We start from the raw sequence: 25,165 nt of genomic DNA on the forward strand, positions 1-25,165 counted from the left end.
CCTGCTGCACGGCGCCCCCGACCCGGCCCCGCTCGGCCAGGCCGGCTACGTGCCCGGCATCCCCCGGCTCGGCATCCCCGCGCTGCGGCTCGCCGACGGGCCCGCCGGCGTCCGCGTGGCCAAGCCGGCCACGGCGCTGCCCGCGCCCGTGCTGCTCGCTTCCACCTTCGACCCGGCACTGGCCCGCGCATACGGCCGGGTGATCGGGCGCGAGGGGCGCGCGCTCGGTCAGGACGTGCTGCTCTCGCCGATGGCCAACCTCATCCGCACCCCCTTCGCGGGGCGGAACTTCGAGACGTTCGCAGAGGATCCGAAGCTGACCGCCGACCTCGTCGCCGAGGTCGTCCGGGGCATCCAGGACGAGGGGCTCATCGCCGCCGTCAAGCACTTCGCGCTCAACAACCAGGAGAAGGGCCGCGACACCGTCGACGTGATCGCCGCCGAACAGACCCTCCACGAGACGGAGCTGCGCGGCTTCGAGGCCGCGGTGGCGGCCGGCGCGGGCGCGGTGATGGGCGCCTACAACAAGGTCAACGGCGTCTACGCCTGCGAGAGCAAGCCGCTCCTCGAAGAACTGCTGCGCCGCCACTGGGGGTTCGGCGGCTGGGTGATGTCCGACTGGGACGCCACGCACAGCACCGTCGCCTCGATCGGCGCCGGACTCGACATGGAGATGCCCGGCGGCACCCACTACGGAGCCCCGCTGCGCGAGGCGGTGCGCGGCGGCTCCGTCCACGAGGACGCCGTGAACCTCGCGGTGCGCCGGATCCTGGTCACCATGGACCGCTTCGGACTGCTCGCGGAGCACCCCGCCACCCGACCGGCCCGCGACGCGGTGGCCGGGGCCGAGGTCGCCCGCCGGGTGGCCGTGGCGGGCGCGGTCCTGCTGCGCAACGAGCGCGCCACCCTGCCGCTGACGGGGCCCGCCGCGCGCTCGATCGCCGTCATCGGTCCCACCGGGCAGATCCCCTTCGTCAGCGGCGGCGGCAGCGCGCACGTCGTCCCGGACGCGGCCGCCGCCCCCCTCGACGCGATCCGGCGGCGGGCCGGGAACGGTTCCACCGTGCGCTACGCCCTCGGCGAGGACCTCTACGGGCGCCCGCTCCCGGCGAAGCTCCTGACGCCCGAAGCCGGGCTCGACGACCACAGGGTGGAGGCCGGGCGGAAGTGGACCTATGAGGGCACCTTCCGGCTGGCCGCCGACGACGAGTGGACCCTGCTCGTCCACTACACGGGGAAACGGCCGGGCGTCCGCCTCGACGGGGAGGAACTGTTCCCCGTACGGCAGGGCGTGGCCGAGTACTTCGCCGGCGGGCTGCTCGGCGCCGCGCCCGACGGGCTCATCGTGCGCCGCCGCACCCTGGCGCTCAAGGCGGGCGAGCACCGGCTCGCCGTCACCGCCGAAGGCGGACCGAAGGGGCAGCGGCTGCGGCTGCGGCACACCACGAAGGCGACCCGGGCCGCCGATCTGGCCGAGGCGGTGAAGGCCGCCAAGGCGGCGCGCAGCGTGGTGCTGTTCGCCTACGAGGACGCCACCGAGGGCACTGACCGGGCCTCGCTGGGACTCCCGGGCGGCCAGGCCGCGCTGATCGAGGCGGTCGCCGCCGCCAACCCGCGCACCACGGTGGTGCTGAACACCTCCTCCAGTACGACGATGCCCTGGCTCGCCCGTACCGGCGCGGTCCTGCAGATGTACTACCCGGGCCAGGAGGGCGCGGGCGCCACCGCGGCGGTGCTCTTCGGCGACGTGGACCCCGGCGGCCGGCTCACCCAGACCTTCCCGGCCGACGAACGCGCGACCCCGGTCGGCGGCGACGCGATGCGCTACCCCGGGCTGGGTGGCCGGCAGGAGTACTCCGAGGGCGTGCACGTCGGCCACCGCTGGTACGACGCGCAGCGGGTGGCTCCGCTGTTCGCCTTCGGGCACGGGCTCTCGTACACGACCTGGGAGTACGAGAAGCTGACGGTCCGGCCCGGTGGCACGGGCGGTGCGGGCGGCACCGGTGGTGCGGGCGGGGCCAAGGGGCGGCACGGCGGACTGCGGGTGGAGTTCACCGTCCGCAACACCGGCCGCCGCAAGGGCACCGAGGTGGCCCAGGTGTACGTGGGCCCCTCCCCGGACCTGAAACTGGAGCAGCCCGTGCGGGCGCTGGTCGGCTACCGGCGGCTCACCCTCGCTCCGGGCGAGGCGCAGCGGGTGGTCATCGACATCGACGCGCGCACGCTCTCCTCCTGGGATCCGGAGCGGCACGCGTGGGTGGTGGGCTCGGGCCGTCGCGAGGTGTTCGCGGGCCGTTCCTCACGCGAACTCCCGCTGAAGGCGAAGGCTGTCGTGGCGAGCGGATAGTCTGCTCGTTCGGTCTGTCACAGGGGGCGGGCCGGGCGGAGAACTCGGGAGGACGTACCGGTGCACATCCAGGAATGGCTGGAGACGATTCCGGCGGTCAGCATCTACCTCCTGGTGGGGCTCGTCATCGGAGTGGAGAGCCTCGGCATCCCGCTGCCGGGGGAGATCGTCCTGGTCAGCGCCGCGCTGCTGGCCTCGCAGCAGGGGCACATCGACCCCGTGGTGCTGGGCGTCTGCGCGACCACCGGGGCGATCGTGGGCGACTCGATCGGTTACGCGATCGGGCGCAAGGGCGGCAAGCCGCTGCTGGAGCGGCTGGGACGGCGCTTCCCCAAGCACTTCGGGCCGGACCAGGTGGCCGTGGCGGAGCGCTCCTTCGACAAATGGGGCATGTGGGCCGTCTTCTTCGGGCGGTTCGTGGCTCTGCTGCGGATCTTCGCCGGGCCGCTGGCGGGCGTGCTGCACATGCCGTACTGGCGCTTCCTGATCGCGAACGTCCTCGGCGGAATCCTGTGGGCGGGCGGTACGACGGCCGTGATCTACACGATCGGGATCGTCGCCGAGCCGTGGCTCAAGGGCTTCTCGTGGGTGGCGCTCGCGCTGGCGCTGCTGTTCGGGATCGGCGTGACGGTGATGGTGCGCGGCCGGATGAAGAAGGCGGCCGAGGCGGCGCGTGCCGAGGCTTCCGCGGCGGCCGAGTCGGAGCCGGAGCCGGCCGCGGCCGCTCCGGCCGTGCTCGCCGACTGAGAGGCGTTGGCCGGAGCGCGACCGCGACCGCCGCGACCCCGCGCGGTCGGGGTCGGGGTCGGGGTCGGAGCGGGGCTCGTTACGCGGGGTCGGGGCTCACCGAGGCGCGGTGCTGCTCGGCCAGCTCGGTGTACATCAGGGCGTTCACCTTGATGCCCTCGCGCTCCTCGTCGGTCAGCTCGCGCCGGACCTTCGCCGGGACCCCCGCGACCAGCGAGCCGGGCGGGACGACCATGCCCTGCGGGACGAGCGCCTGCGCCGCCACCAGCGAGCCGGCGCCGATGACCGCGCCGTTGAGGACCGTCGCACCCATGCCGATCAGGCAGTCGTCCTCGACCGTGCAGCCGTGCACCACGGCGTTGTGGCCGATCGAGACGCGCTCGCCGATGGAGACCGGGAAGCCGGGGTCCACGTGCACGGTGCAGTTGTCCTGCACGTTGCTGTCGGCGCCGAGGGTGATCGGACCGCAGTCGGCGCGGAGCACCGCCGAGTACCAGATGCTCGCACCCGCGCCCAGGCGTACGTCGCCGACGACGACCGAGGTGGGCGCGGTGAACGCCGTGGGGTCGATCTCGGGGTTCTTCCCGCCGACACCCGCCACGAGTGCCCGGGCAGCCTGCTGCGTCATGTGTTTTCTTCCTTCGGCTCGTGTCGCGCTACCGGCACGTTAGGGCACGCGCCCCGCGCCCCCGGAGATGGGGTGAAGATCACGGCGCGCCCGGGGCGCCCGGCGCGCTACGGTGGCCCGGTGGCGAAGAACCAGAACACGTTCTCATCTTTGACGGCCCTGCGCCGCCGGCTCGCGGCTCGCGCCGTCCACGCGGGCTGGCGCTGGATGCAGCGGGCCGGCGCGGTCACCGCGCAGACCCCGGGGCCGCTGCGCTTCGGGGCGATCGGGCACGGGACCCGGCTCGCCTTCCCCCAGGGGACGGTCTTCGGCGAGCCCTGGATCAGGCTGGGCGACCACTGCATCATCGGTGAACAGGTCACGCTGACCGCCGGGATGATGCCGGACCTCGACCTCGGCGCCGAGCCGGTGCTGGTCCTGGGCAACGGGGTGGTCATCGGCCGCGACAGCCACGTCATCGCCGACACCCGGATCACGATCGGCAACGACACCTTCTGCGGTCCCGGGGTGTACATCACCTCCACGAACCACAGCTACGACGATCCGCACGAGCCCGTCGGCAAGCAGTGGCCGCGCAGCGCCCCGGTGGAGATCGGTCCGGGCTGCTGGCTGGGCACGGGCGCGGTGATCCTGCCCGGGGCGCGGCTGGGCCGCAACGTGGTCGTGGCCGCGGGGGCCGTCGTACGGGGCGAGGTGCCGGACCACGCCGTGGTGGCGGGAGCGCCGGCCCGGATCGTGCGCCGCTGGGAACCAGAGACGGGCTGGCAGCCGCCGCTGCGCACCCCGGCCCCGGTACCGATTCCCGACGGGGTGACACCGGAGCAACTGCGCGCGCTGGCCGCACTGGCGGAGAGCGAGTGACGAGCATCCCCGAGCTCCGCGCCCCGGCGACCGCCGCCACCGCCGGGCTGGTGCTGCGGCCGTGGTGCACCGGCGATGCCGAAGCGCTGGTCGAGGTGCACCGGGATCCCTCGATGCGGCACTGGCTGACGCATCAGGACCGAGGACGCGGAGCGGTGGCTGGAGGAGCAGCGGCTCGGCTGGGAGAACGGGGACCGGCTGAGTTTCGCTGTGCGCGAGGCCTCGTACCCGGGCGCCGGCGAGGGCTCGTACGTAGGTCCACCGGTACGCCCACGTGATGCTGAAGCGGATCGCTGACCGCCCGGGATCGGCAGAGGCCGGTTACTGGACCGCGGCGCCGGCCCGGGGCCGCGGGGTGGCCTCCGGGCCCTCGAGGCGGTAGTGGCCTGGGCGTTCGAAGCCTTCGCGGCCGACGGCCCGGATCGGCTGGACAGGCTGGAGCTGCTGCACCAGGTGGACAACCTCGCGTCCTGCCGGGTGGCGGACAAGGCGGGGTTCCGGTTCGACCGGGTCCTTGCCGCCTGGCCGCCGTCCTTTCCGATGGAAGGTCACCTGCACGTCCGCCGGGCTCCGGCAGTCGGCCGGCCGGGTCTGTGACCGGTCACCCGGCGGGTCCTCTGCCCGGCCGCCGGCCACAGCACTAGGCCGCCGCGAGCAGGACGGTGCCCGCCAGGGCCAGGCCGGCGCCCGCGGCCTGGACGGGGCGCAGGCGTTCCTTGAGGACGGTGAAGGCGGCGAGCGCGGTGATCACCGGGTAGAGCGAGGAGAGCACGGCGGCCACGGTGACCGGTCCGTGCTGGGCGGCGATGGAGTACGTGCCGTTCGCGGCGACGTCGGCGAGGCCGACGAAAGTGAGCGCCGGCAGCAGGGCCCACAGGATCCGCATGCCGCCCGAGCCCGCCGGGAGGGCCGGGACGCCGCGCCGCGTCTGGACCAACAGCGCGGCGCCGCCGACGGCGACGTTGGTGACGCGCTGGACGAAGAGCGCGAGGAACAGCCCCGGGAGCGTGGAGGAGGCGGGCGCGATCAGCGCCATCACCGCGCCGAAGCCGAAGGCCGCGAGGAGGGTGAGCAGGACGGTCTGCCGCTGCACGGGCGCCCCGCGCAGCTCGGGACCGCCCGCGAGGACGATGCCCGCGACGGCCACCGCGATCCCGGCGAACTGGGCGATGCCGGGCCGTTCACCGAGCATCAGCCCGGCGGCCACCGGGACCACCACGCCGAGGGAACCGAGCGGGGAGACCACGCCCATGGGGCCGAGGGCGAGCGCCTTGTAGAAGCTGAGCATGGCGACCGGCCCCACCACGCCCGCCCCGACCGCGAACCAGAGCTGCGGTCCGGCCTCCCGCCAGGCGCCGGTGGCGAGGACCACCGCGCCCAGTGCCGCGACGGCGACGAGCTGGGAGGCCACGACCACGGTGAGGGCCGGTATCCGGCGGGTCAGCAGCCCGCCGCCGAAGTCGGCGAGGCCCCACAGGACGGCGGTGGCCAGGGCGAACAGGGCGGTCATGGCAGGACCTCGCAGTACAGTGCGGTGAATGGTGAAGTGCAGCGTGCGGTACGGCGCACCCGGCGCACGATAGTCCAGTTAAATGGACTATGTCATTCACAATATTGGACTCTTCCTGCATGGCAGTCGGACGGATTGGACGGTAGGGGTGTCGGACCTCGAACAGCTGACCCAGGCGCTCGCCCGGAATCTCAAGCGCTGGCGCGGTGAGCGCGGCTTCACGCTGGAGGCGCTCGCGGCCCGCGCGGGGGTGAGCCGCGGCATGATCATCCAGATCGAGCAGGCCCGTACGAACCCGAGCGTCGGCACCACGGTCAAACTGGCCGACGCGCTCGGCGTCAGCATCACCACCCTGCTCGACTACGACCGCAGCCCGCAGGTGCAGCTGGTGCTGCCGGGGGAGGGGGTGCGGATGTGGTCCACCGAGGGAGGCAGCGGCGCGAGCATGCTGCTCGGTGACGACCGGCGCGGGCCGGTGGAGATGTGGACCTACCACCTGGAGCCCGGGGAGGGGACCGCCTCGGACCCGCATCCGTCCGGCACCTTCGAGATGCTGCACGTCACGGCGGGGGAGCTGACGCTCGTCGTCGACGACGAGCGGTACGCCGTACCGGTCGGCGGGGCCGTCTCCTTCGAGGCGAACGCCCCGCACGCCTACCGGAACGAAGGCTCCGTCCCGATGGAGATGACGATGGCGGTCTCGATCCCGCCGGTCCCGGGCTCACCGACGCCGGCTCCGGGTTCACCGACGCCCGTCCCGCCGGCCCCCGTCCCGCCGGTCCGGAACTGACGGGGCGGGACCTCAGAGCGAGGGGATCTCGATCGCCGGGCAGCGGTCCATGATCATGTCCAGGCCGGCCGCGCGGGTGCGGTCGTAGGCGCCCTGGTCGATCACGTTCAGCTGGAACCAGACGGCCTCCGCCCCCTTCGCGACGGCCTCGTCGGCCACCGTGCCCGCCAGGGCGCTGTTCACGAAGACGTCCACCACGTCCACCTTGAACGGGATCGCCTCCAGCGAGGGGTATCCCGGCTCGCCGTGGACCGTCTCGGCCTTGGGGTGCACGGGGACCACGCGCTTGCCGTACCGCTGGAGCACCTGGGCCACGCGGTAGGCGGCCCGGTCCTCGTTGTTGGACAGGCCCACCACGGCCCAGGTGTCTCCGAGCTCGGTGAGGATCTTGCGGATGGTCGCCGGATCGCCGTACACGTGTGCCGCCTCCTGCTGTTCGTCATGCCTGTCGACCGCTGAGCTGCCGACTGCTGCCAGGTCGGTCAACAGAAAGGACGCATGTGCGATTCCCCGTAGGGTGGACGGGTGAAGGCAGACCAGTACGTGACGGTGGCCCGTGAGGGCGTGCACGAGTCGGAGATCAACCGCTCGCGGTTCCTGTGCGCGCTCGCACCCGCCGCGACCGAGCGGGAGGCGCAGGAGTTCGTCGCGCGGATCCGCAAGGAGCACCCCACCGCCTCGCACAACTGCTTCGCCTACGTCATCGGCGCCGACGCCTCGATCCAGAAGGCCGGCGACGACGGGGAGCCGGGCGGCACCGCCGGGGTGCCGATGCTCCAGATGCTGACGCGCCGCGACATCCGCTACGCCGTCGCCGTCGTCACCCGCTACTACGGCGGAGTGAAGCTCGGCGCCGGCGGGCTGATCCGCGCCTACGGCGGAGTCGTCGGCGAGGCCCTCGACGCGCTCGGCACCGTCACCCGCCACCGCTACCGGCTGGCCACCGTCACCGTCGACCACCAGCGGGCCGGCAAGACCCAGAACGACCTGCGCTCCACCGGCCGGACCGTGGTGGACCTTCGCTACGGGGCCGCCGTGGAGATCGAGGTCGCCCTCCCCGAGTCCGACCTGCCCGCCTTCGAAGCCTGGCTGGCCGACAGCACCGCCGGCAGCGCCATCCTCACCCTCGGCGGAGAGACCTACGCGCCCTGAGCGCTCCCGGTGCGGACCCATGCGTGGTCGTACGGCGCCGGGTCGGTGTCCCGTAGGGCAAGGCTCTCGCGAAATGCGGACCCCTAGCCCGGGCCTGTCCAGTCGAAGGTGATGTGCTTGCTGGACTGGCCCTCTCGGCTCCAACGGAAGCCGAAGGCATCGGCACGGTCCGCCGTTGAGCGGCCCCAGGTCGCGACCTGTCCCGGCCCGGTCTCCGAGCCCGGCAGGTTGGTCGACTGGACCCGGGCGCCCTCCGGTGTCGTGGGTCCGGTGAGTGCCACGGCGCTCGCATCGACGCGGCCCGGGATCGTGGCTCGCCAGCCGCCGAGGTCTTCGTCGACCTCGATCCGGATGGGGGCGAAGTCCATGCCCCGCATCTCGGCGTCCATCATGGTCACCATTTCGGCAGGCCAGCTGCCCGCCTGGCCGCCGAAGATCATCTGAAGGGCCTCGCGCTGCGCGTCGTCGGCGCGCTCGTCGAGGAAGACCGCCGCGTACGAGTCGGTGTGCTCGGCCCACACATTGCCGACGAAGGAGCCGAGCATCAGCACGTTGAGGCCGTCCAGCTGTACCTCGCCGTAGGTGCCCTCGCGTATGTGCCAGGCCAGGACACCGTCGCAGTCACCGTAGGTGGGCAGCTGGGCGAACGAGCAGGGGCAGGGAACACTGCATTTGCAGGTATCGAACCAGTCCCCGGCCGCGTGCCATCTCGGAACGGTCGCTGTCGCTTCGGACATCTCATCGCCTCCTCATGGCCCGGCACCGGGCGGGAACCACCTGGTCGGCATTGCCCGCCGGACGTCGCCACGGGTTCTCGGCGGCGCGGGTCATCACGTCAATTCTCCCCCTCGCTGCCGTGCCTGGCCATGTTCAGGGCCGGGCTGCCCATGAGTACGACGGGGGGCATCTGTACACCCTTGGCAGGGACGCCTAGCCTTGAAGGGAAGGGCTGGCTCCGCGGACCGGACAGAGTTCGCAGGGGCGAGTCGGGTCGGTCATGGACGCTGCCATCGCGCTGCACAGAACGCCTGCCCGGGGCAGCGGGGCGCCGTATGCCGCCGCTGCCGCGGTCTGCCTCGGGTCCGATGGCTACGGCATTCCCGCCCGATGGCTGGCGCGCTCCCCACCTGCCGCTCTCGATGCCGGCGTCGTCCGCGTGGTCGGACGGCGGTCATCGTCCAGCGATCAGGAGTAGTCATGACGTGGAGTATCTCGGGCAACTATCTGGCTGGTTGCTCATGCGCGATTCTGTGCGGGTGCGCCGTCGACGCGATGCCGCATGACCCGCAAGGACGCGAGGAATGCCTCGGCTGCGCCGCCTTCCATGTGGCTGACGGGCACTTGGGCGATGTGAACCTGTCCGGGGTGGACTTCGCCTTCTACAACCACTTCCCCTCCAACCTGACCTCTGGCAACTGGAAGGTCGGGATCGTCGTCGACGAGGGGGCCAGCGACGAGCAGGTCGACGCACTGGAGCGCATCCTGTCCGGGCGTGAAGGCGGGGCGTTCGGGGAACTGTCGCAGTTCTACGGCGAGTTCCTGGGCGTGGAGCGGGCGAGCGTCTCCCTGTCGGACGGGGAGCAGCTCCGGCTCAGTGTCGGCGGGAAGACCGACCTTGCGTTCGAGCCTCTCAGAGGGCCCGATGGAGGGCCTACGACGATGAAGAACGCGATGTTCGGATTCGCGCCGGAGTTCGCCGTGGGTCGCACGACCGGTAGTTCGAGTGCTTTCGGCTTGTCGTTCGAGCCGGTGTACGGCGAGCAGTCCGACTTCGTCTTCTCCAGCGAAGCGCCGGAGGGGGCGCCCGCCGGACGGTAGGTGCACGCGAGGACCGGCCGGTCATCCTGCCCGGCCGGTCATCTGGTCCATCGCCGGGCCGGACGTGTCCAGGCCGGGCAGCAGCCAGTCCTGGAAGGGAGCGAGGACGGCCAGTACGAGGAAGACGGCGCCGACCGCCCAGGCGAGCCAGGGTCCTCCCCGCCAGAGCTTCTCCAGAAAGATCACTGCGGCCAGTCCCGCCATCGCCGCTACGTTCATGAAGCCGAGCGGGATCAGGACGATCATCAGACCCCAGCAGCATCCGACGCAGTACAGCCCGTGGTGCATGCCCACGCGCAGATCCTTGGCCCACGGTCGGAATCGCGAGTAGCGGAGCAGCTGGAACATCGGGCTGCGGCAGTGCCGCAGGCAGACCCGTTTCAGCGGGCCGAACTGCTGCAGCGCGGCGAGAAGGAAGGCGGCGGCGCCTATCCAGCGCGCTGCCCCCGGATCGCGGTCCACGAGGCGTCCGGTCGCCGCCAGTGCGCCGTACGCGAGCAGCCCGAACCCGGCCCATGCCAACAGATAGCCACCTATGAATTCGGCAATCCGCAGTGCGCGGGCAGGGCCGGCCGAGCGGCGATTGATCGCGCGTACCCAGGTGATGGCCACCGGTGCCACCGACGGCAGCATCATCGCCGCCATCATGACCACCCACAGCAGCAGGAAGAGGGGAAGTGCCAGGCCCATGGTGCCGGGCTCCATGCCCATGTGGCGGGACTGGCCGACGGTGAGCACCCATGCCAGAGCGGCCAGGAGCAGCAGCAGAATCCAGGCGGCCGCCAGATCGCGGCGGGGCAGGAGGACTCCGGGGCGTGTGGGTGCCGGTGGGGCCAGGCGGAGGTGTGGCATGGAGTGTCTCCCAGGGACGCGAGCTGCCCCGACCGCCCGGCGGCCTTGCCGCCGTACCGATGTCGGCGGCACATCGCGGAGAGCCGAGCGGCTCTGACGACATCTCCAGCAGATCACAGAAGCGGAGGTCGTAAAACCGGAGAATCTGCCGGCCGTGCCGCTGCGGATCAGGGGTGAAGGGGCTGGAAGCGACGTTCGTACGAAGGGTGCGGCGTGCCAGATCGCATCGCGTTCGGGCAGTCCGCTACGACCAGGGTCTCGATCTCCCTGTCTTCAGGATCGCGCGCCGGACGTCGTAGGCGCCCGTGTCGGTCGCTGCGGAGTCGTCCTCGTGAAGGAAGGCTTCAGGGATGATCCACGCCGTAGTGCACGCACTGTCGATCGCCGGGTCCATGACCTGGGAGATCACCTGGGCCCTCATCCTGGGCTTTGCCTTGTCCGCCGTGGTCTAGGCGGTCGTGCGCAAGTCCACTGTCGTCTCCCTGCTGGGTGATGGCCGCCCGCGCACCCTCGCCATTGCCGCCGGCCTCGGCGCGGCCTCGTCCTCGTGTTCCTACGCGGCCGTGGCCCTGGCCCGTTCACTGTTCCGCAAGGGCGCGAACTTCACCGCAGCCATGGCCTTCGAGATCGCCTCCACCAACCTGGTCGTCGAGCTCGGCGTGATCCTGGCCCTGCTGATGGGCTGGCAGTTCACCGCGGCGGAATTCGTCGGCGGCCCCGTCATGATCGTTGTCCTTGCGGTGCTGTTCCGGCTGTTCCTACGCGACCCACTCCTGCGCCAAGCACGCGAGCAGGCCGAACGCGGGCTGGCCGGCTCGATGGAGGGCCACGCGGCGATGGACATGTCCGTACGGCGCGAAGGCTCTTTCGCCCGCCGCCTGCTGTCCCGGGAAGGCTTCACCTCGACGAGCCACGTCTTCGTCATGGAATGGGCGGCAATTCTGCGGGATCTCGTCATCGGCCTGCTCATCGCAGGCGCCATCGCCGCCTGGGTACCCGACTCCTTCTGGCGCACCTTCTTCTTCGACGGGCACCCGCTGGCGTCCAAGTTGTGGGGGCCGGTCATCGGCCCTCTGGTCGCGATCGCCTCGTTCGTCTGCTCGATCGGCAACGTGCCGCTCGCGGTCGTGCTCTGGAAGGGCGGAATCAGCTTCGGCGGTGTCGTCGCGTTCATCTTCGCCGACCTGCTGATCTTGCCGATCCTCAACATCTACCGTAAGTACTACGGAGCCAAGACGGCCCTCTTCCTCCTCGGCACCTTCTACCTCGCCACCGTCATCGCCGGGTACATCGTCGAGTTCACCTTCGGCGGACTCGGCCTCATCCCCGACCAGGCCGACGCCCACATCCCGATGGAAGGCGTCACCTGGAACTACACCACCTGGCTCAACATCGCCTTCCTTGTGCTGGCCGCCGCCCTCCTCATCCGGTTCTTCCGCACGGGCGGGACGGACATGCTCCGCATGATGGGCGGCGCGCCCGGCACCGGCCATGACCACGGCGGTCATGGTGACGGCCACAGGCCTCCGGTCGGCCCCGGCGGACATGGCGACGGCCACGCGCAGCACTGAGACGATGACGAGGCCGCCCCAGTACCTGGCGGACGCCACTGACCCCGTGGTGCGCCTCCACCCGGGGGAGTAGCCCAGACTCCGCCCCCGGGACGATCCGCACCACCCCGCGCACGTGTTCAACTCGGTGCTGTGACTGCCACTTTGCCCCGCGCCCTGCCCAGTCCAGACGGCAAACCGGTACCGCAACAGGACACGGCAGAGGTCCGCGTCTTCCGGGTCTTCGCCCGCGACCTGGCCGCAGGCCGGATCCGGTGGTCCGCCGAAGCGGCCCGCTTCATCGCCGAGCAGTTCGACCACCTCGCCGCCGACTGGGACACCACCCAGGCCACCGGCCGCACAGACCCGGTGCGTGACGCGCTGGCTCGTGGCGGCCCCTTCCCACATGGTCCGTGCCTGGAACTCGGCTCCGGAACCGGCCTGTTCACCCCCCTCCTCGCCTCGGCCTTCCCGTCAGTGATCAGCCTCGACCTGTCCGAGCAGATGCTCCGCCAGGCGGCAGGACGCTCCCCCGCACGGGTACGCGCCGACGCCGGCGCACTGCCGGCCGCCGACGCGTCGGTGACGGCTATCGCTGCCATCGACATGCTGCTCTTCGCTGACGAAACCGCCCGGGTCTTGTCCCGTGACGGGGTGCTGCTGTGGATCAACCAGCTCGGCGAGGACGGACCGCTCTACCTCCCGGCGAGTGAGGTAGCCGCAGCTCTGCCCGGCCGCTGGCATGCCACCGAGGCGTTGGCCGGCTGGGGGAGCTGGGCCGTCCTGCGGCGCGCCTATTGATCAGATCTCGCGCAGTCGTCGCCCACCAGGGGAAGAGACCCGCGCGTGTCAGTCGCTGTTGCGCAGGCCCGCGAGGGTGAGGTCGACGAGCCGGCGGACCGCCGCCTCCGAGGGAAGGCTGCTCGCCGCGGACAGGGCATGCAGGCAGTACACGGCTAGCTCGTCGGGGGCGATGTCCGTGCGGAGGCTGCCGTTCGCGGCGCCTTCGGACAGCAGGTCCCGGATCAGGCCATGGAGGTGATCGTGCGCCTGGGCGATGTGAGGGCCCTGGTGGAGATGGGCCGCGATGTCCGCGTCGTGACCGGCGCGGGAGCGCCTGACCATGAGCGCGTACGCCGACAGAACGGCTTCCAGTCGCTCGTCCGCGTCGCCGGTCCGATCCCGTACCTGAGTGAGGTGCTGGAGGTGGTGTGTGATCTGACGCTCGTGCCAGGACGAGAGGATCGCCTCGACATCCGAGAAGTATTTGTAGAGCGTCGCCCGCCCGATACCCGCCCGCTCGGCGATCCGGGACATCGTCACCGCCCTCAGCCCGCCCTCGGCGACGAGCGCCGCGGCGGCTCCGAGGATGGCCTCGCGGACCTCGCGACGGTGGGCGTCGATCGTCTCGTTCCACAGCCTCGGCATCCACTCAGTATACGAAGCGACGTGGTCGATACACTCCGACTGTTCTAGAGACACTGTGTCTCGTAAAATGTGGAGTGGCGTCGTCCTGCTGGGCGGCGTGGTCGAGGAGGTGGTCCTGATGGGCCGAATGCCGGACGGCGGTCCGCCCCGGGCTGGTCAGGGGCCGGGTATGCCACGCTGGGTGAAGATCGCGGCGATCGCCGGGATCCTGGTCGTACTGGCGGTCCTGGTGGTGCTGTTCAGCGGCGGCGAACACGGTCCCGGGCGGCACGCCGGGGGCGCCGGCCAGGCAGCCGTTATGGAGGTCGCCGCTTTTGACGCCGGTTCCCGGCAACTGGGGGGCGAGTGCTGATGGCCGCCTCGCCGCGCGTGCGGAAAGTTGCTCTGGTCGCGCACATCGCCTCCAGCACGGGTTGGCTCGGTGCGGTCTTCTGCTTCCTCGCCCTGGCCGTTGTAGGGATGACGAGCCCGGAGTCGGCCACAGGGCGCGGGGTGTACCTGGTGATGGAGCCGGTGGCCTGGTCCGTCCTTGTGCCGTTGGCGTTCGCGTCGCTCGTCACGGGACTGGTGCAGTCGTGGGTGACGCCGTGGGGGCTGTTGCGGCACTACTGGGTGCTGGTGAAGCTCGCCATCACCGTGGTCTGCACCATTGTGCTGCTGCTGTACATGCGCACGTTCGAAGCCATGGCGAAGACGGCTTCCTCGGATGCCGCGATGGACGTGGTGCGCAACCCTTCGCCAGTGATCCATGCCGGTCTGGCGTTGCTGGCCCTGGGCGTCGCGATGGTGCTGTCGGTGTTCAAGCCGCAGGGCATGACCCGCTACGGATGGAGCAGACGGGCCCAGCGCAGCACTGCGGCCACCCCCGTCGCCTGACCGGAACAGGGGCAAGGCCCGCCGGGAGATCCCGGCAGGCCCTGTCGTGTTGTCGTGAACGCCGCGATGACGGTCTGCGCCGCGGTCAGTTGGAGGCTGTCTGGCGGGGCTCGGCCTCAACCTGCGTGCCCGCGGACTCCGCTGAGGCGCTGGCCGGCCGCGGCTTGCTCCGCATGAGCGCGAGGTTGGTCAATGCTCCGGTGGCCGCGATGCCCGCGGCCGCGAGGAAGGCGGCGTTGAACCCGTCGGTCAGGGCGGGGAGGTCGCCGAGCGCGCCCGCGCCCTGGGAGGTGGCCAGCGCGGTCAGGGCGGCAAGGCCGAGGGCGGAGCCGACCTGGTAGGTGGTGTTGACGATGCCCGAGGCGAGGCCGGCCTGCTCCTGCGGGGCGCCGGACATGGCCGACATCAGCGTCGGGATGTAGGCCAGCGCCATACCGAGCGCCGCTACCAGCGAGGCCGGCAGGACATCCACCACGAAGGATCCGGTCGGCCGGGCTGCCGACAGCCACACCAGGCCCGCGGCCAGCACCAGCAGACCGGCGGCGATCAGCGGCTTGGGCCCGAAGCGGCCGATCAGGCGGGCGCTGACGGTGGTCATGAAGACCATCAGGAGGCCGGTCATCGGCAGCAGCGCGGCGCCGGAGGCGAAGGCCCCGTACCCCAGGACTTGCTGGAGGTAGAGGTTGAGGAAGTACCACATCGGAATCCAGGCCGCCCCGAGCAGGGCCATCGCAATGTTCGACGGGGCGAGCCCGGGGGTGCGCCAGATGCCCAGCGGCATCAGCGGCGACTTCGAGGACCGCTGAATGAGCACGAACACGCCCAGCAGGGCGGCACCGACGATCAGCTCAAGGATCGTCCGGTACGCACCCCAGCCGGTCTCCGGCGCGCGGACCACGGCGAAGACGGTGAGAGCGAGGCCGGCGGTGACGGCCGCCGCACCCAGGACGTCGACGCCACCGCCGCGGCGGGCGGCGACGGCCGGCAGTACCCCGGTGGCGAGGAGGGTCGCGATGCCGATGGGGACGTAGATGACGAAGACCCAGGGCCAGCTCGCCCACTCGGTGAACACGCCCCCGAGGAAGACGCCCGCCGTTCCGCCGGCGGGAGCCGCGGCGCCGTACAGGGCCAGGGCCTTGCCGAGCTCCCGGGAGTCGTGGCCGAAGAGCATCATCAGCAGGGTCATCGAAGCCGGGGCGATCAGCGCCCCGCCCACGCCCTGAACGGCCCGGCCCGCGATTTCGACCCATGCGCTCTGGGCGGCCGCGGCGACGACGGAGCCGGCGATCAGGACGCTCCAGCCGGCGACGAAGACCTTCCGGGCGCCGAGCAGGTCCGACAGGCGCCCGCCCAGCAGGAGCAGGCCGCCGAAGGCGATGACGTAGGCGTTGAACACCCACTGCAGATCACCCTGGGAGAAGCCCAGGTCGCGCTGCATCTCGGGCAGCGCCACACCGATGATCGACGTGTCCATGATGACCATGAACTGTGCGGCGGCGAGCACCGCGAGTGCCCACCAGCGGCGCGGAGTGACGGTTGGCATGATCGCTCCCCAAAGCGAAGTTGTATACCCCCATGGGGTATATCTGATGGCGGGAACGCTATACCCCCGGTGGGTATTTCCTCAAGAGGGTGTGGAATCTGGGCCCGGCCTCGCCGCGTTCAGGAAGGACGCTTACGATGCGGGTATGAGCAGACAGGTGAGGCGAGCGGGCAGGCCCTTCGGGCTGCGCGCCTCCCTGCTCCTCGTCTTGGCCGTGCTCACGGGACTTGTCGCCATGCACGGCCTGGGACCGGTGGCCATCCCGGCAGCCGCCCACCACGCCGCTGCCGGTGAGCACGCGCCGGGCGAGCACTGCGACCCGGCGGCTTCCCCTGCGGACCACAGCGGGCGCGTCCATGCCGGTGAACCCGCACATGACGGCTGCGGCGGGCACGCCCAGCACGCGGACGCCACCTGCGCCGCCACCGGCACCAGCGGCGCCCCCGTCCTTCCCGTACCGGCGGTCATGCCCGGCACGGTCACCTCTGCGGCAGCCGTCGCGCACGGGACGGAGCCCGACGCGACAGCCTGCGGCCGCGCGCCTCCTTCACTGAGCGAACTGCAACTCCTGCGCATATAGGGCGGCCCGGGCGCGCCCGGCCCCGTAACGGTCGGCGCCCCTGCCCGCGAGCCCGCCCTCAACCCAGCACGCCTTTTCGCGCGTGCCTCAGCGCAGGAGAAACATCACCATGACTGCAAAGCGTTCCCTGATCCGCCGCACCACCGCCGTAGCCGTGGCCGCGACCGCCGCTCTCGCCCTCGCCGCCTGCGGCGGAAACGGCGACAGCGGCTCGGCCCACAACGGCCACGGCTCCTCCGCCTCGCCCTCCGCCACTGCATCGGCGCAGAAAGGCGAGCGCAACGCCGCCGACGTCGCCTTCGCCAAGGGCATGATTCCGCACCACCGCCAGGCCATCGCGATGGCCGACCTCGCCGCGACCCGCGCCGAGTCGGCCGAGGTCAAGACGCTCGCCGCCGAGATCAAGAAGGCCCAGGACCCGGAGATCAAGACCCTGTCCGGGTGGCTGGCCTCGTGGGGCGAGCAGGTTCCGGCCGAGAACGAGGGCCACGGTGGGCACTCCATGAACGGGATGATGACCGCCGAGGAGATGGACCAGCTGGAGAAGGCCACCGGCAAGACCTTCGACACCGCGTTCCTTCAGATGATGGTCAAGCACCACGAAGGCGCCGTCGCCATGGCCAAGACCGAGCAGTCCGACGGCACGTACCAGCCCGCCGAGGACATGGCCGGCGCCATCATCACCTCCCAGAGCGCCGAGATCGCCCGCATGAACGGGCTCCTCGGCAAGAGCTGACCCACCCCCGGGCCCATGGGTGTGGGCGGCCGACTGGCCGTCCACACCCCCTGCGCGCACGCCCTTCTCCCGGCTGCCTGGACAAAGCGGCGATCCTGCGGATCTGGTCACCGTTGCACGTTCCCGGCGACCACCTGGTCGGCCCGGTGAGCTCACGACGCCCTCGCGCCCCCACGCCCTCACGCCCCCACCGCCCTTTCCGGCGCTCGCCGAACGGCACCGGAGTTCGTGCCGCGCAGCCTGCCGCCTCTGTCTGCGCCCGCCCGGCGAATCGGCGCGACCGCTCGTCGGCCCCGTCCACCGTGCCGGCCGGCCCCGAGCCCTTACACCTGCCAAGGAGCACCACTCATGTCTCCCATCCAATCCGCCGACGCCGCCCCACGGACCGCCGCCGTACCCGGAGCCGCGCCGGCCTCTGGACGCGCCGCCCTGCGCCAGGCCCGCTCGCGCAGGAAGACCCTCCTCGCCCGCTACCTCGGGTACGTCGGCTACTTCGTGGGCGCCGGCCTGATCAGCGGCGCCGTGGTCCACCACCCGCTCGACCCGGCCCGCTACACCCGCATCGCCGTGTACGGAGTCCTCGTCTTTCTGACCGCAACCGCCCTCAACGAGTTCGTGCTCGCCCGCCGCAAGCCGACCCTGCCCGGGGTCCTGAGCGTCATGGGGGCATCCTTGCTGCTCTCCTTCGGCATCGGGATGCTCAGCGGCGGCCTTCAGCACTTCGAGGACTTCCCCCTCCGCGCGGCCACCCTCATCCCCGCGGGCATCGTGCTGTCCTTCACCGCCTACGTCATCAAGGACGAGGACTCCACGTGGCGGCGGACCTTCGGCCTCGCCGGACTCGCCGTCCTGGTGACCGCAGTCATCGCCTTCGCCGGCCTGCGCTACCTCGCCTCCACCCTCGCGGAACAGCCGGGAAGCGGCGGCCACAGCCACGGCACGGAGAGCGGCACCGGAGAGACGCACACGGAGGGCGAACCGGCCGTCGGGCCCACCCCGGCGCCCGCGCCCACAGGACAGCCCCCGGCCAGTCGCACGCCCGAAGCCAAGCAAAGTACCGGCACCGGACAGGTGCACAGCGACGGCCACGACCACTGAGCTCGCGCGGACACGCCCTGTCCCGGCGCCGGCCCGCGGGTCGTCGGCTATCCTCGGCCGGCCAACGTGGCTTTCTGCGGCCGGAGTCCGGCCCTGAGCCGGTGGTGCCGACCGAGCCGGTGGATGGCGAGAGCACTCGTTGCGCCGAGGGCGGCGAGCGCGAGCCAGGGCAGGGCGGGGACACCGGCTCGGCGGGCGGCATCGAGGGCGGCGCCGGTGAGGAGGTTCCCCGCGGTGATGCCGATGCCGCAGAGGGTGTTGTACAGCCCGTAGTGCGTGGCGACGAGTCGATTGCCGCAGAGCGCGACGATGGTGTCCATCTCGAAGGGGTAGACGATCATCGTCGCGATGGCCAGCAGCAGTCCGCACAGCACGGTGGGGACGACGGCCCCGATCGCCCTGCCGAGCCCCGAGCCGGGGACAGGCGTCAGGAGGGGTAGGAAGGCGGCCCCCATGAGGGCCAGGCCGATGCTGATCGCCTGGTGGGCTGTCCAACGCTGCCTGCACCAGGCGGTGATGCGGGTCTGGCCGAGGATGGTGGCCAGGCCGGAGACCGCGAACAGCGCGCTCGTGCCGATCGTCGCCAGCCGCTCGCCCGGGGCCGCAGCCTCCAGGGTCATCGGCAGGGCCAGGTAGACCTGGAAGGACAGGACGTACGAGCTGCTCATTGCGGCGGCGAAGAGCAGGAAGGGCCGGTTGGTCACGAGCTGCCGCCACTGGCCGGTGATGCTGTCCTTCTCCCCGTGGTCGGGGCCGTGGGCCGCAGGCAGGGAGCGCAGTTGGACGAGGGTGAGGGCGGCGAACACGGCAGCGGCCACCAGGCAGGTCAGACGGAAGTCCACTCCGGTCAGGGCGAGCCCGATGAGCGGCCCGGCCAGGATTCCGGCCTGGTAGAAGACGTTGAAGAGCGCGAAGGCTTCGATCCGACGCTCGCCCGCGTCGCGGGCCAGGTAGGCGCGCACGGCCGGGTTGAACAGGGCGCCGGCGAAGCCGGTGGCCGCGGAAGCGGCCAGCAGACCGGGTACGGAGTCGACGAAGCCGAGGGCTGCGAAGCCGACGGTGCGCAGGGTGCAGCCGGCCACGATGAGCGGTTTGTAGCCGAAGCGGTCGGCGAGGGCGCCGCCGAGGAGGAACATCCCCTGCTGGCTGAAGTTGCGCATTCCCAGGATCAGGCCGACCAGCCAGCCGGCCAGGGCGAGTTCCCCGGACAGGTGCTGGGCGAGGTAGGGCATCAGCATGTAGAAGCCCAGGTTGATCGTGAACTGGTTGAGGAGGAGGAGCTGGACGCTGCGGTCGAAGGAGCGGAGCTGCGTCAGAATGCCGGGGGTCTTCATCGGCCGGCCTTCGGGGCCGTCGCCGCGGTGAGGGGGTCGGTGACGCGGCGGCAGCGGGTCCAGCGGATGGCTTCGGCCTCGGTGGGGGCGGCGAGTTCGTCGGGGTGGTCGGCCGGCCGTACGCCGAGGAGGCCGTGGTCCTCGCAGTAGTCGTCGTTGTAGACGGTGGACAGGTAGCGGTGGGGGCTGTCGGGGAAGATCGCGGCGATGCGGGTGCCGGCGGGGTAGCTGCGGGTGGCCCAGCTGGCGACGAGGGAGACGGCGCCGACGCTCCAGCCGCCGGAGGGGTAGTGGGAGCGGGCGAGTTCGCGACAGGCCCAGACCGCTTCGGCGGGGGCAACCCAGTGGACTTCGGCGAACTGTTCGTAGGCGACGTTGCGGGGGTGGATGCTGCTTCCGAGGCCACGCATCAGGCGGGTGCGGGCGGGCTGTCCGAAGATCGTGGAGCCGGTGGAGTCGACGCCGATCACCTCCAGGCGCGGGGTGAGGGCGCGCAGGAACCGGCTGATGCCGGCCGAGTGCCCTCCGGTGCCGACGCTGCACACCAGCACGTCGACGGTGCCGAGCTGCTGGACGAGTTCGTGTCCCAGGCCGGAGTAGGCGGTGGCGTTGTCGGGGTTGTTGTACTGGTCGGGGCACCACGCGCCGGGGTGTCGGGCGAGGAGTTCGGCGACGCGCCGGCGGCGGGCCTCTTGCCATCCGCCGGTGGGGTGCGGGTCGCTGACCACTTCGACGGTGGCGCCATGGGCACGCAGGAGGCGGTGCATGTCGATTTCGAGGCCGGAATCGGTGACCACGGTGACGGGGTGTCCGTGGACCTTGCCCGCGAGGGCGAGCCCGAGGCCGAGGGTGCCGCTGGTGGACTCGATGACCCGCGCGCCGGGCCGGATATCGCCGCGGGCTCGGGCGCACTTGACCATGTGGAGGGCGGACCGGTCCTTGATACCGCCGGGGTTGAATCCTTCGAGCTTTGCCCAGAAGCCGCGGTCGGGCGGGGTGATCGGGTCGGAGACCCACAGGATGGGGGTGTTGCCGACGGCGGCCGCGAGGGTGCGGCCCGGGCCGGTCCCGGGCATGGCGAGGGAGTTGTTCACGGGGATTCTGCTCTCTGGTTCCAGAAGGGTGCCGTGGGCGTCGGCTCACCCTGTACCCGGGGCATTGCGGGGCAGGAGTGAGGGACCGGTGGCCCGGTCCGGGCGGGCGGTCTTCTACTGGAGCCAGGTGGAAAGGGGTGGTCGGGCGGCACACGGCCCGAGCCGGTAGGGGAAGGGGCCGGCTCTGCGTCGGCCGGTGAGGCAGGCGTCCCCGGTCACCTCGCCGTGGTCGTCGCCCGTACCGTCTACGGCCGGAAGCGTGGCCCGCAGCGGCGGGTGCGCGCGGGCCTCTTCCCTGGCGGAGGGAACCGTCTGGCGGGTGACGTGGTCGCCGGGCTGGTGCCGGGCCGTGTGGGAGGCGTCGTCCTCCAGGACGATGGTCATGTGTGCGTGACCGATCGGATGGGCGTGCGTGGGTGACCCGGCGATGACGCACCACAGCAGGGCGAAGAGGGCGACTGCCATCACCCGCCAGGATTCACGCCCGTGACCACACACGAGACAGACGTTACGTTACGTGCTCGCGTGGATGCACTCGGCAATGGGCGGGTGGTGGCGGCCAGACGGACGCAGCGGACGGTGCTTCATCCCCAGACACGCGGGGCGCTGCCTGCCCCGCGCGTGCGAGGAAGAGCTGCGGTAACCCTCTGGAATCTCGCCAGTTCGGGTGAAATTTCGTCGTGCGGCGCGAACTTTGAGCTGCCGTGGCCGGGTTCTCGTCGACGTTGCTTGACTATCTCGATCTGTTCGCCCTGCTCTGCGGCAATGGCTTCGAGGGTCGGGGCGAGCCGGCGGCAGGGGTCGCACCAGGGGCCCAGAAGTCGACGAGCACGGGCTTGCCGCTCTGCAGGACGTCGGCTTCGAAGGATGCGGCGGTCACGTCCTTCAGGGGCATGATGCGGCCTCTCCTCGTGGGCCTGTTGCGGTTACCGCGCGTCGGTGACGGTCTTGATGTCGCCGGTCAGGTCGACCGAGGCGATGTCGTCGTCGATCACCTCGGCACCGAACCCCGCTCGGCCTGGGCCCGCATGTTCTCCATCAGGACCGGGCCGTCGACGCCCTGGGGAAACCGGGGAAGTTCTCGACCTCGGTGGCTGCCGTCAGCGAGCCGCCTGCGAAGATCGCACCGCCGAAGACGAGCGGCGCAAGGTTGGCACGCGCCGTGTAGAGGGCTGCGGTGTATCCGGCGGGGCCGGAGCCTATGAGGATGACGTTGCGTATGCCGACGGTCTCGGTCGCGGCGGTCACACCTGCTTCTTGGCGTCGATCTCGGTGATCAGGCCCTCGATAAGGCCCTTGATCTCGTCGCGGATGGGGCGGACGGCCTCGACGCCCTGGCCGGCCGGGTCTTCCAGCTGCCAGTCGAGGTAGGTCTTGCCGGGGAAGTACGGGCAGGCATCCCCGCAGCCCATGGTGATGATGTAGTCGGATGCCTGAGCGGCCTCGGGGGTGAGGACCTTCGGCTTCTGGTCGGAGATGTCGATCCCCAGCTCGGCCATGGCGGCGACGGCCGAGGGGTTGATCTGGTCGCCGGGGACGGAGCCGGCGGAGCGGACCTCGACGCGGTCGCCTGCGAGGTGGCGCAGGAACCCGGCCGCCATCTGGGAGCGGCCCGCGTTGTGGATGCAGACGAACAATACGGACGCGAGCGGGGTGGGGGACATCATCTCTTCCTTCGTCAACCAAGGTCTGCCGGCCGCCGGCACGATCCATGACTCAGCCCGGACTGGTGTCAGCCCCAGCTGATGTGACAGTATCAGCCCATGATGACGTCAGTCGACACTGATCTGATGCGGGTCCTGGCCGACCCGCTCAGGCTCCAGATCGTGACCCTCCTCGCCAAGGAGACGCTCTGCACCACCCATCTCGTGGAGGAGACGGGTGCCAAGCAGACGAACCTCTCGAACCATCTGAAGGTCCTACGCGAGGCCGGGGTCGTGGAGACGGAGCCGTGCGGACGGTACATCTACTACCGCCTTCGCCCGGAAGTCATCGAGGCCATCGCCGGTCAGTTCGCCGACCTCGCTCAGACCGCGCGTGCCACCGCCGAAGCGAACCTCAAGCGGTCCTGCCCGTAGCCCGCTTTTGCCTCACCCGCCCGAGGAGAACCGTTGTCCGTCACCGAGCCCGTCGCCGCCGCCCCCGCAGCGGCGTTCGGCATAGCCGCCGACGCGCCCCCACCCGCGCCCGGCGCGACCCCGCCCCGGACCCCGTTGATTGCCCGTGCCGCCGCCGAGCTCGTCGGCACCGCGGCGCTCGTGGCGGTGGTGGTCGGCTCCGGCATCCAGGCCACCGCGCTCAGCCAGGACGTGGGCCTGCAGTTGCTGGCGAACTCCCTGGCCACCGTCTTCGGCCTCGGCGTACTGATCGCCCTCCTCGGCCCGGTGTCCGGCGCCCACTTCAACCCAGCCGTCACCTTGGCCGAGTGGTGGACCGCCCGTCGCGGGGGCGCGGGCGTCAACGCTCGCGAGCTCGCCGTCTACGTGCCCTCTCAGATCGTCGGCGCGATCGCCGGCGCGATCCTGGCAGACGCGATGTTCGGCGAGCCGCTGGTGAAGTGGTCCACCCATGACCGTTCCGCCGGGAACCTCCTCCTGGCCGAGGTGGTCGCGACCGCCGGCCTGATCCTGCTGATCTTCGGCCTGGCCCGCACCGACCGCCTGTGCTTCGCGCCCGTCGCCGTCGCCTCGTACATCGGCGCCGCGTACTGGTTCACCTCGTCGACCTCCTTTGCCAATCCGGCGGTGACGGTCGGGCGTGCCTTCACCGACACCTTCGCTGGTATCGCCCCAGGCTCCGTTGCCGGCTTCGTCGGCATGCAGCTGATCGGTGCGGTGGTGGGCCTGGCCCTGGTGGCGGTCATCTTCATGCGCGGCACGACGGACACCGGGGCGCCCACGGCATGAGCCGGCCCACGGACGGGGTGGTGATCGGCGGCGGCCAGCAGGGCTCGCCGCCGGCTACCACCTGCGCCGCCCGGCAGCACACCTGGGATTCCCTGTGCTTGTTCTCCCCGGCCGCACACTCCTCCCTGCCCGGCCGCCTGCTCCTCCCTGCCCGGTCGGCTCATGCCGCTCCAGCCCGGGCAGACGTACCCGGACGCCGGTCATGTGGTGGAGTACCTCGCGGACTACGAGAAGCGGTACGAACTCCCGGTCCAGCGCGACGTACGGGTCGACGCGGTCCACCGCGACGGCGCGTTCCTGCGCGTCGAGACCGACTGCGGTGACTGGCAGGCCCGCGCGGTCATCAGCGCCACCGGAACCTGGACCCTCCCGTTCATGCCCGCAACACCTTCATGCACGAGCCGGTGCCGCTGTGGCCGAGGTACTTCGGCGTAGTAAGAATCCTCCAATTTTCGGGGTGATCTGAGGTGGCTGGTGGATCAGGGGGCGCCATGCGTTAGCGTGGCAAGCGTTGATGGCGAGCCCCCGTGCTGGTTCGTGCTGGTTTTTGAGGCGCAGTAGGGGTGAACGTGCAGGTCAGGGCGGTTTCATGAGATTCCTGCACACCTTTTTGGCGCATCCTTTAGCATGAATGCTCCTGTGAGCACAAACATGCAGGTCAAGCGCTTGGGCCTCGCCTCTTGGTGGGGCCCTCCTGCATCCCCGTGCTGACCTGGTGCTGACCTCTCATCACCCGTCATCACCCCTGGGAACCTCAACCGTGCTGGGTCGGTGCTGACTTAGAAAGTCCCAGCCTCGATGCCTTCGGCGGTTATCGGCAAGCGGAGCGACCAAGATCCGACCGGCGAACTGGCGAGATCGGTCTGAGCGGTGACAGTGAATGGACGGTAGATGTAAGTCAGCCACCGCACACCGATGCGGTCCGATCCCTGCGGAGCGGAACGCCTGGGGGCATGATTCCGCCCGGCTTCAGGAGCATGTCGAGTGTGTCGCGCTCCTTGAACCCGTTACAAAGGGCCTCTGACCTGCAGGTTAGAGCGGTGTGCGCTGTGGCGTTACAGGTGATATCTTGACGCAGATTTGACGCTCGTGACGCACGTTTGACGCACGCCGTCGACGATGCTTGACGAGTCGTCAGGCGTGTAAAGGGTGCCTCTCGCAGGAGATTGTGATTTTGCTGCGGGGGGGGGGGGCTTTCTTCTCGATGGTGGGCGACCAAGTCGGTCGTTTGTCCGACCCGCGCTCTCCCCTTCTCTCTCCGACACGCTCTGTGACAATTCGCGGGTAGCTCGCGACTAGGTCCTGTTTGGAGTTC

Annotated in this window: 26 protein-coding genes and 4 pseudogenes; 17 read left to right on the plus strand and 13 right to left on the minus strand. The window is 70.8% G+C overall.

Features of this window, described 5'->3' with window-relative positions:
* On the plus strand, positions 1–2,347 hold a 2,347-nt coding region (locus tag J7E97_RS14300; protein ID WP_215026826.1), incomplete at its 5' end, for a glycoside hydrolase family 3 protein.
* A gap of 60 nt (positions 2,348–2,407) precedes the next feature.
* Positions 2,408–3,094 (plus strand): DedA family protein, encoded by a 687-nt coding sequence (locus tag J7E97_RS14305; RefSeq protein ID WP_215026829.1) that lies wholly within the window; start codon positions 2,408–2,410, stop codon positions 3,092–3,094.
* A gap of 79 nt (positions 3,095–3,173) precedes the next feature.
* On the opposite strand, the gene J7E97_RS14310 is transcribed toward J7E97_RS14305, so the two are convergent.
* Complete coding sequence (locus tag J7E97_RS14310; RefSeq protein ID WP_215026833.1) at positions 3,174–3,722, minus strand: gamma carbonic anhydrase family protein; 549 nt, start codon at positions 3,720–3,722, stop codon at positions 3,174–3,176.
* Between the two features lie 120 nt (positions 3,723–3,842).
* Between J7E97_RS14310 and J7E97_RS14315 the strand changes: the two genes are divergently transcribed.
* Positions 3,843–4,583 carry a DapH/DapD/GlmU-related protein gene (locus J7E97_RS14315; protein ID WP_215026835.1) on the plus strand — a complete coding sequence of 247 codons (741 nt, stop codon included), beginning with the start codon at positions 3,843–3,845 and terminating at the stop codon, positions 4,581–4,583.
* Positions 4,580–5,180 (plus strand): annotated as a pseudogene (locus tag J7E97_RS14320) (GNAT family N-acetyltransferase). Before J7E97_RS14315 ends, J7E97_RS14320 begins: the two are co-directional and overlap by 4 nt.
* Before the next feature lie 43 nt (positions 5,181–5,223).
* On the opposite strand, the gene J7E97_RS14325 reads toward J7E97_RS14320, so the two are convergent.
* Positions 5,224–6,093, minus strand: coding sequence for a DMT family transporter (locus tag J7E97_RS14325; RefSeq protein WP_215026838.1), 870 nt, complete (start codon positions 6,091–6,093; stop codon positions 5,224–5,226).
* A 148-nt stretch (positions 6,094–6,241) separates the two neighbouring features.
* Between J7E97_RS14325 and J7E97_RS14330 the strand changes: the two genes are divergently transcribed.
* Entirely contained in the window at positions 6,242–6,883 is a 642-nt protein-coding gene (locus J7E97_RS14330) for a helix-turn-helix domain-containing protein (RefSeq protein WP_215026840.1), read from the plus strand.
* A gap of 12 nt (positions 6,884–6,895) precedes the next feature.
* Here J7E97_RS14330 and J7E97_RS14335 read toward each other — a convergent pair whose 3' ends face one another.
* Positions 6,896–7,300: a CoA-binding protein gene (locus tag J7E97_RS14335; RefSeq protein ID WP_215026843.1), complete on the minus strand. Its 405-nt coding sequence runs from the start codon at positions 7,298–7,300 to the stop codon at positions 6,896–6,898.
* 108 nt (positions 7,301–7,408) lie between these two features.
* On the opposite strand from J7E97_RS14335, the gene J7E97_RS14340 reads away from it, so the two are divergent.
* Positions 7,409–8,035, plus strand: a complete 627-nt coding sequence (locus J7E97_RS14340) for a YigZ family protein (RefSeq protein ID WP_215026846.1) — start codon at positions 7,409–7,411, stop codon at positions 8,033–8,035.
* Between the two features lie 83 nt (positions 8,036–8,118).
* Here the strand turns inward: J7E97_RS14340 and J7E97_RS14345 are convergent, their stop codons facing one another.
* Positions 8,119–8,772, minus strand: coding sequence for a DUF1326 domain-containing protein (locus J7E97_RS14345; RefSeq protein WP_215026849.1), 654 nt, complete (start codon positions 8,770–8,772; stop codon positions 8,119–8,121).
* A gap of 460 nt (positions 8,773–9,232) precedes the next feature.
* Here J7E97_RS14345 and J7E97_RS14350 point away from each other — a divergent pair, with 460 nt between their 5' ends.
* Complete coding sequence (locus J7E97_RS14350; RefSeq protein ID WP_215026852.1) at positions 9,233–9,853, plus strand: DUF1326 domain-containing protein; 621 nt, start codon at positions 9,233–9,235, stop codon at positions 9,851–9,853.
* A gap of 21 nt (positions 9,854–9,874) precedes the next feature.
* Here the strand turns inward: J7E97_RS14350 and J7E97_RS14355 are convergent, their stop codons facing one another.
* A complete protein-coding gene (locus tag J7E97_RS14355) occupies positions 9,875–10,705 on the minus strand; it encodes a DUF2182 domain-containing protein (protein ID WP_215026855.1) in 831 nt (276 codons plus the stop codon).
* Positions 10,706–11,058: 353 nt separating this feature from the next.
* Here J7E97_RS14355 and J7E97_RS14360 point away from each other — a divergent pair.
* Positions 11,059–12,276: pseudogene (locus J7E97_RS14360) on the plus strand (permease).
* Between the two features lie 132 nt (positions 12,277–12,408).
* Complete coding sequence (locus J7E97_RS14365) at positions 12,409–13,056, plus strand: class I SAM-dependent methyltransferase (protein WP_308346500.1); 648 nt, start codon at positions 12,409–12,411, stop codon at positions 13,054–13,056.
* Positions 13,057–13,104: 48 nt separating this feature from the next.
* Here the strand turns inward: J7E97_RS14365 and J7E97_RS14370 are convergent, their stop codons facing one another.
* Positions 13,105–13,683: a TetR/AcrR family transcriptional regulator gene (locus tag J7E97_RS14370; RefSeq protein WP_215026858.1), complete on the minus strand. Its 579-nt coding sequence runs from the start codon at positions 13,681–13,683 to the stop codon at positions 13,105–13,107.
* Between the two features lie 169 nt (positions 13,684–13,852).
* On the opposite strand from J7E97_RS14370, the gene J7E97_RS14375 reads away from it, so the two are divergent.
* Together J7E97_RS14375 and J7E97_RS14380 are read left to right on the plus strand one after the other, a co-directional pair.
* On the plus strand, positions 13,853–14,035 hold the full coding sequence (locus tag J7E97_RS14375; protein WP_215026861.1) for a hypothetical protein: 183 nt from the start codon (positions 13,853–13,855) through the stop codon (positions 14,033–14,035).
* A complete protein-coding gene (locus J7E97_RS14380) occupies positions 14,035–14,559 on the plus strand; it encodes a hypothetical protein (RefSeq protein ID WP_215026895.1) in 525 nt (174 codons plus the stop codon). Before J7E97_RS14375 ends, J7E97_RS14380 begins: the two co-directional genes overlap by 1 nt.
* 85 nt (positions 14,560–14,644) lie before the next feature.
* Here J7E97_RS14380 and J7E97_RS14385 read toward each other — a convergent pair whose 3' ends face one another.
* Complete coding sequence (locus J7E97_RS14385; protein ID WP_215026864.1) at positions 14,645–16,102, minus strand: MFS transporter; 1,458 nt, start codon at positions 16,100–16,102, stop codon at positions 14,645–14,647.
* Between the two features lie 145 nt (positions 16,103–16,247).
* On the opposite strand from J7E97_RS14385, the gene J7E97_RS14390 reads away from it, so the two are divergent.
* The 3 genes from J7E97_RS14390 to J7E97_RS14400 all read left to right on the plus strand — a co-directional run bounded on the left by J7E97_RS14390 (position 16,248) and on the right by J7E97_RS14400 (position 18,516).
* On the plus strand, positions 16,248–16,682 hold the full coding sequence (locus tag J7E97_RS14390) for a DUF6153 family protein (protein WP_215026867.1): 435 nt from the start codon (positions 16,248–16,250) through the stop codon (positions 16,680–16,682).
* 109 nt (positions 16,683–16,791) lie between these two features.
* Positions 16,792–17,418 (plus strand): DUF305 domain-containing protein, encoded by a 627-nt coding sequence (locus J7E97_RS14395; protein ID WP_215026870.1) that lies wholly within the window; start codon positions 16,792–16,794, stop codon positions 17,416–17,418.
* A 348-nt stretch (positions 17,419–17,766) separates the two neighbouring features.
* Positions 17,767–18,516, plus strand: coding sequence for a hypothetical protein (locus tag J7E97_RS14400; RefSeq protein WP_215026873.1), 750 nt, complete (start codon positions 17,767–17,769; stop codon positions 18,514–18,516).
* A 47-nt stretch (positions 18,517–18,563) separates the two neighbouring features.
* On the opposite strand, the gene J7E97_RS14405 is transcribed toward J7E97_RS14400, so the two are convergent.
* From J7E97_RS14405 to J7E97_RS14425, 6 genes and pseudogenes are all read right to left on the minus strand, one after another.
* On the minus strand, positions 18,564–19,850 hold the full coding sequence (locus tag J7E97_RS14405; RefSeq protein ID WP_215026876.1) for an MFS transporter: 1,287 nt from the start codon (positions 19,848–19,850) through the stop codon (positions 18,564–18,566).
* Positions 19,847–20,926, minus strand: coding sequence for a PLP-dependent cysteine synthase family protein (locus J7E97_RS14410; protein ID WP_215026898.1), 1,080 nt, complete (start codon positions 20,924–20,926; stop codon positions 19,847–19,849). Before J7E97_RS14410 ends, J7E97_RS14405 begins: the two co-directional genes overlap by 4 nt.
* Positions 20,927–21,058: 132 nt before the next feature.
* Positions 21,059–21,409, minus strand: coding sequence for a hypothetical protein (locus tag J7E97_RS14415; protein WP_215026879.1), 351 nt, complete (start codon positions 21,407–21,409; stop codon positions 21,059–21,061).
* Between the two features lie 229 nt (positions 21,410–21,638).
* Positions 21,639–21,839: pseudogene (locus J7E97_RS35825) on the minus strand (thioredoxin family protein); the annotation flags it as partial.
* 37 nt (positions 21,840–21,876) lie between these two features.
* Positions 21,877–22,165: pseudogene (locus tag J7E97_RS14420) on the minus strand (thioredoxin-disulfide reductase); the annotation flags it as partial.
* A gap of 23 nt (positions 22,166–22,188) precedes the next feature.
* Positions 22,189–22,608, minus strand: coding sequence for an arsenate reductase ArsC (locus tag J7E97_RS14425; protein WP_215026882.1), 420 nt, complete (start codon positions 22,606–22,608; stop codon positions 22,189–22,191).
* A gap of 99 nt (positions 22,609–22,707) precedes the next feature.
* Here J7E97_RS14425 and J7E97_RS14430 point away from each other — a divergent pair, with 99 nt between their 5' ends.
* The 3 genes from J7E97_RS14430 (at position 22,708) to J7E97_RS37000 (ending at position 24,285) form a co-directional block, all read left to right on the plus strand.
* The gene (locus tag J7E97_RS14430) at positions 22,708–23,022 is read left to right on the plus strand and encodes a helix-turn-helix transcriptional regulator (RefSeq protein WP_215026885.1); all 315 of its coding nucleotides are present in this window, start codon (positions 22,708–22,710) and stop codon (positions 23,020–23,022) included.
* Positions 23,023–23,055: 33 nt separating this feature from the next.
* Positions 23,056–23,850: an MIP/aquaporin family protein gene (locus J7E97_RS14435; RefSeq protein ID WP_215026888.1), complete on the plus strand. Its 795-nt coding sequence runs from the start codon at positions 23,056–23,058 to the stop codon at positions 23,848–23,850.
* Between the two features lie 162 nt (positions 23,851–24,012).
* Positions 24,013–24,285 carry an NAD(P)-binding domain-containing protein gene (locus tag J7E97_RS37000; protein WP_374224153.1) on the plus strand — a complete coding sequence of 91 codons (273 nt, stop codon included), beginning with the start codon at positions 24,013–24,015 and terminating at the stop codon, positions 24,283–24,285.
* Positions 24,286–25,165 lie beyond the last annotated feature (880 nt).

Source organism: Streptomyces sp. ISL-66 (assembly GCF_018614135.1).
Classification (GTDB): domain Bacteria; phylum Actinomycetota; class Actinomycetes; order Streptomycetales; family Streptomycetaceae; genus Streptomyces.

Excerpts from the sequence above, each read along its gene's own strand:
- J7E97_RS14380 (WP_215026895.1), top strand. The coding sequence starts at position 14,035 with ATGGCCGCCTCGCCGCGCGTGCGGAAAGTTGCTCTGGTCGCGCACATC.
- J7E97_RS14395 (WP_215026870.1), top strand. The coding sequence starts at position 16,792 with ATGACTGCAAAGCGTTCCCTGATCCGCCGCACCACCGCCGTAGCCGTG.
- J7E97_RS14375 (WP_215026861.1), top strand. The coding sequence starts at position 13,853 with ATGCCACGCTGGGTGAAGATCGCGGCGATCGCCGGGATCCTGGTCGTA.
- J7E97_RS14415 (WP_215026879.1), bottom strand. The coding sequence starts at position 21,409 with ATGGCAGTCGCCCTCTTCGCCCTGCTGTGGTGCGTCATCGCCGGGTCA.
- J7E97_RS14345 (WP_215026849.1), bottom strand. The coding sequence starts at position 8,772 with ATGTCCGAAGCGACAGCGACCGTTCCGAGATGGCACGCGGCCGGGGAC.
- J7E97_RS14425 (WP_215026882.1), bottom strand. The coding sequence starts at position 22,608 with ATGTCCCCCACCCCGCTCGCGTCCGTATTGTTCGTCTGCATCCACAAC.
- J7E97_RS14400 (WP_215026873.1), top strand. The coding sequence starts at position 17,767 with ATGTCTCCCATCCAATCCGCCGACGCCGCCCCACGGACCGCCGCCGTA.
- J7E97_RS37000 (WP_374224153.1), top strand. The coding sequence starts at position 24,013 with ATGCCGCTCCAGCCCGGGCAGACGTACCCGGACGCCGGTCATGTGGTG.
- J7E97_RS14390 (WP_215026867.1), top strand. The coding sequence starts at position 16,248 with ATGAGCAGACAGGTGAGGCGAGCGGGCAGGCCCTTCGGGCTGCGCGCC.
- J7E97_RS14385 (WP_215026864.1), bottom strand. The coding sequence starts at position 16,102 with ATGCCAACCGTCACTCCGCGCCGCTGGTGGGCACTCGCGGTGCTCGCC.
- J7E97_RS14410 (WP_215026898.1), bottom strand. The coding sequence starts at position 20,926 with ATGCCCGGGACCGGCCCGGGCCGCACCCTCGCGGCCGCCGTCGGCAAC.
- J7E97_RS14355 (WP_215026855.1), bottom strand. The coding sequence starts at position 10,705 with ATGCCACACCTCCGCCTGGCCCCACCGGCACCCACACGCCCCGGAGTC.
- J7E97_RS14405 (WP_215026876.1), bottom strand. The coding sequence starts at position 19,850 with ATGAAGACCCCCGGCATTCTGACGCAGCTCCGCTCCTTCGACCGCAGC.
- J7E97_RS14310 (WP_215026833.1), bottom strand. The coding sequence starts at position 3,722 with ATGACGCAGCAGGCTGCCCGGGCACTCGTGGCGGGTGTCGGCGGGAAG.
- J7E97_RS14350 (WP_215026852.1), top strand. The coding sequence starts at position 9,233 with ATGACGTGGAGTATCTCGGGCAACTATCTGGCTGGTTGCTCATGCGCG.
- J7E97_RS14430 (WP_215026885.1), top strand. The coding sequence starts at position 22,708 with ATGATGACGTCAGTCGACACTGATCTGATGCGGGTCCTGGCCGACCCG.
- J7E97_RS14325 (WP_215026838.1), bottom strand. The coding sequence starts at position 6,093 with ATGACCGCCCTGTTCGCCCTGGCCACCGCCGTCCTGTGGGGCCTCGCC.
- J7E97_RS14370 (WP_215026858.1), bottom strand. The coding sequence starts at position 13,683 with ATGCCGAGGCTGTGGAACGAGACGATCGACGCCCACCGTCGCGAGGTC.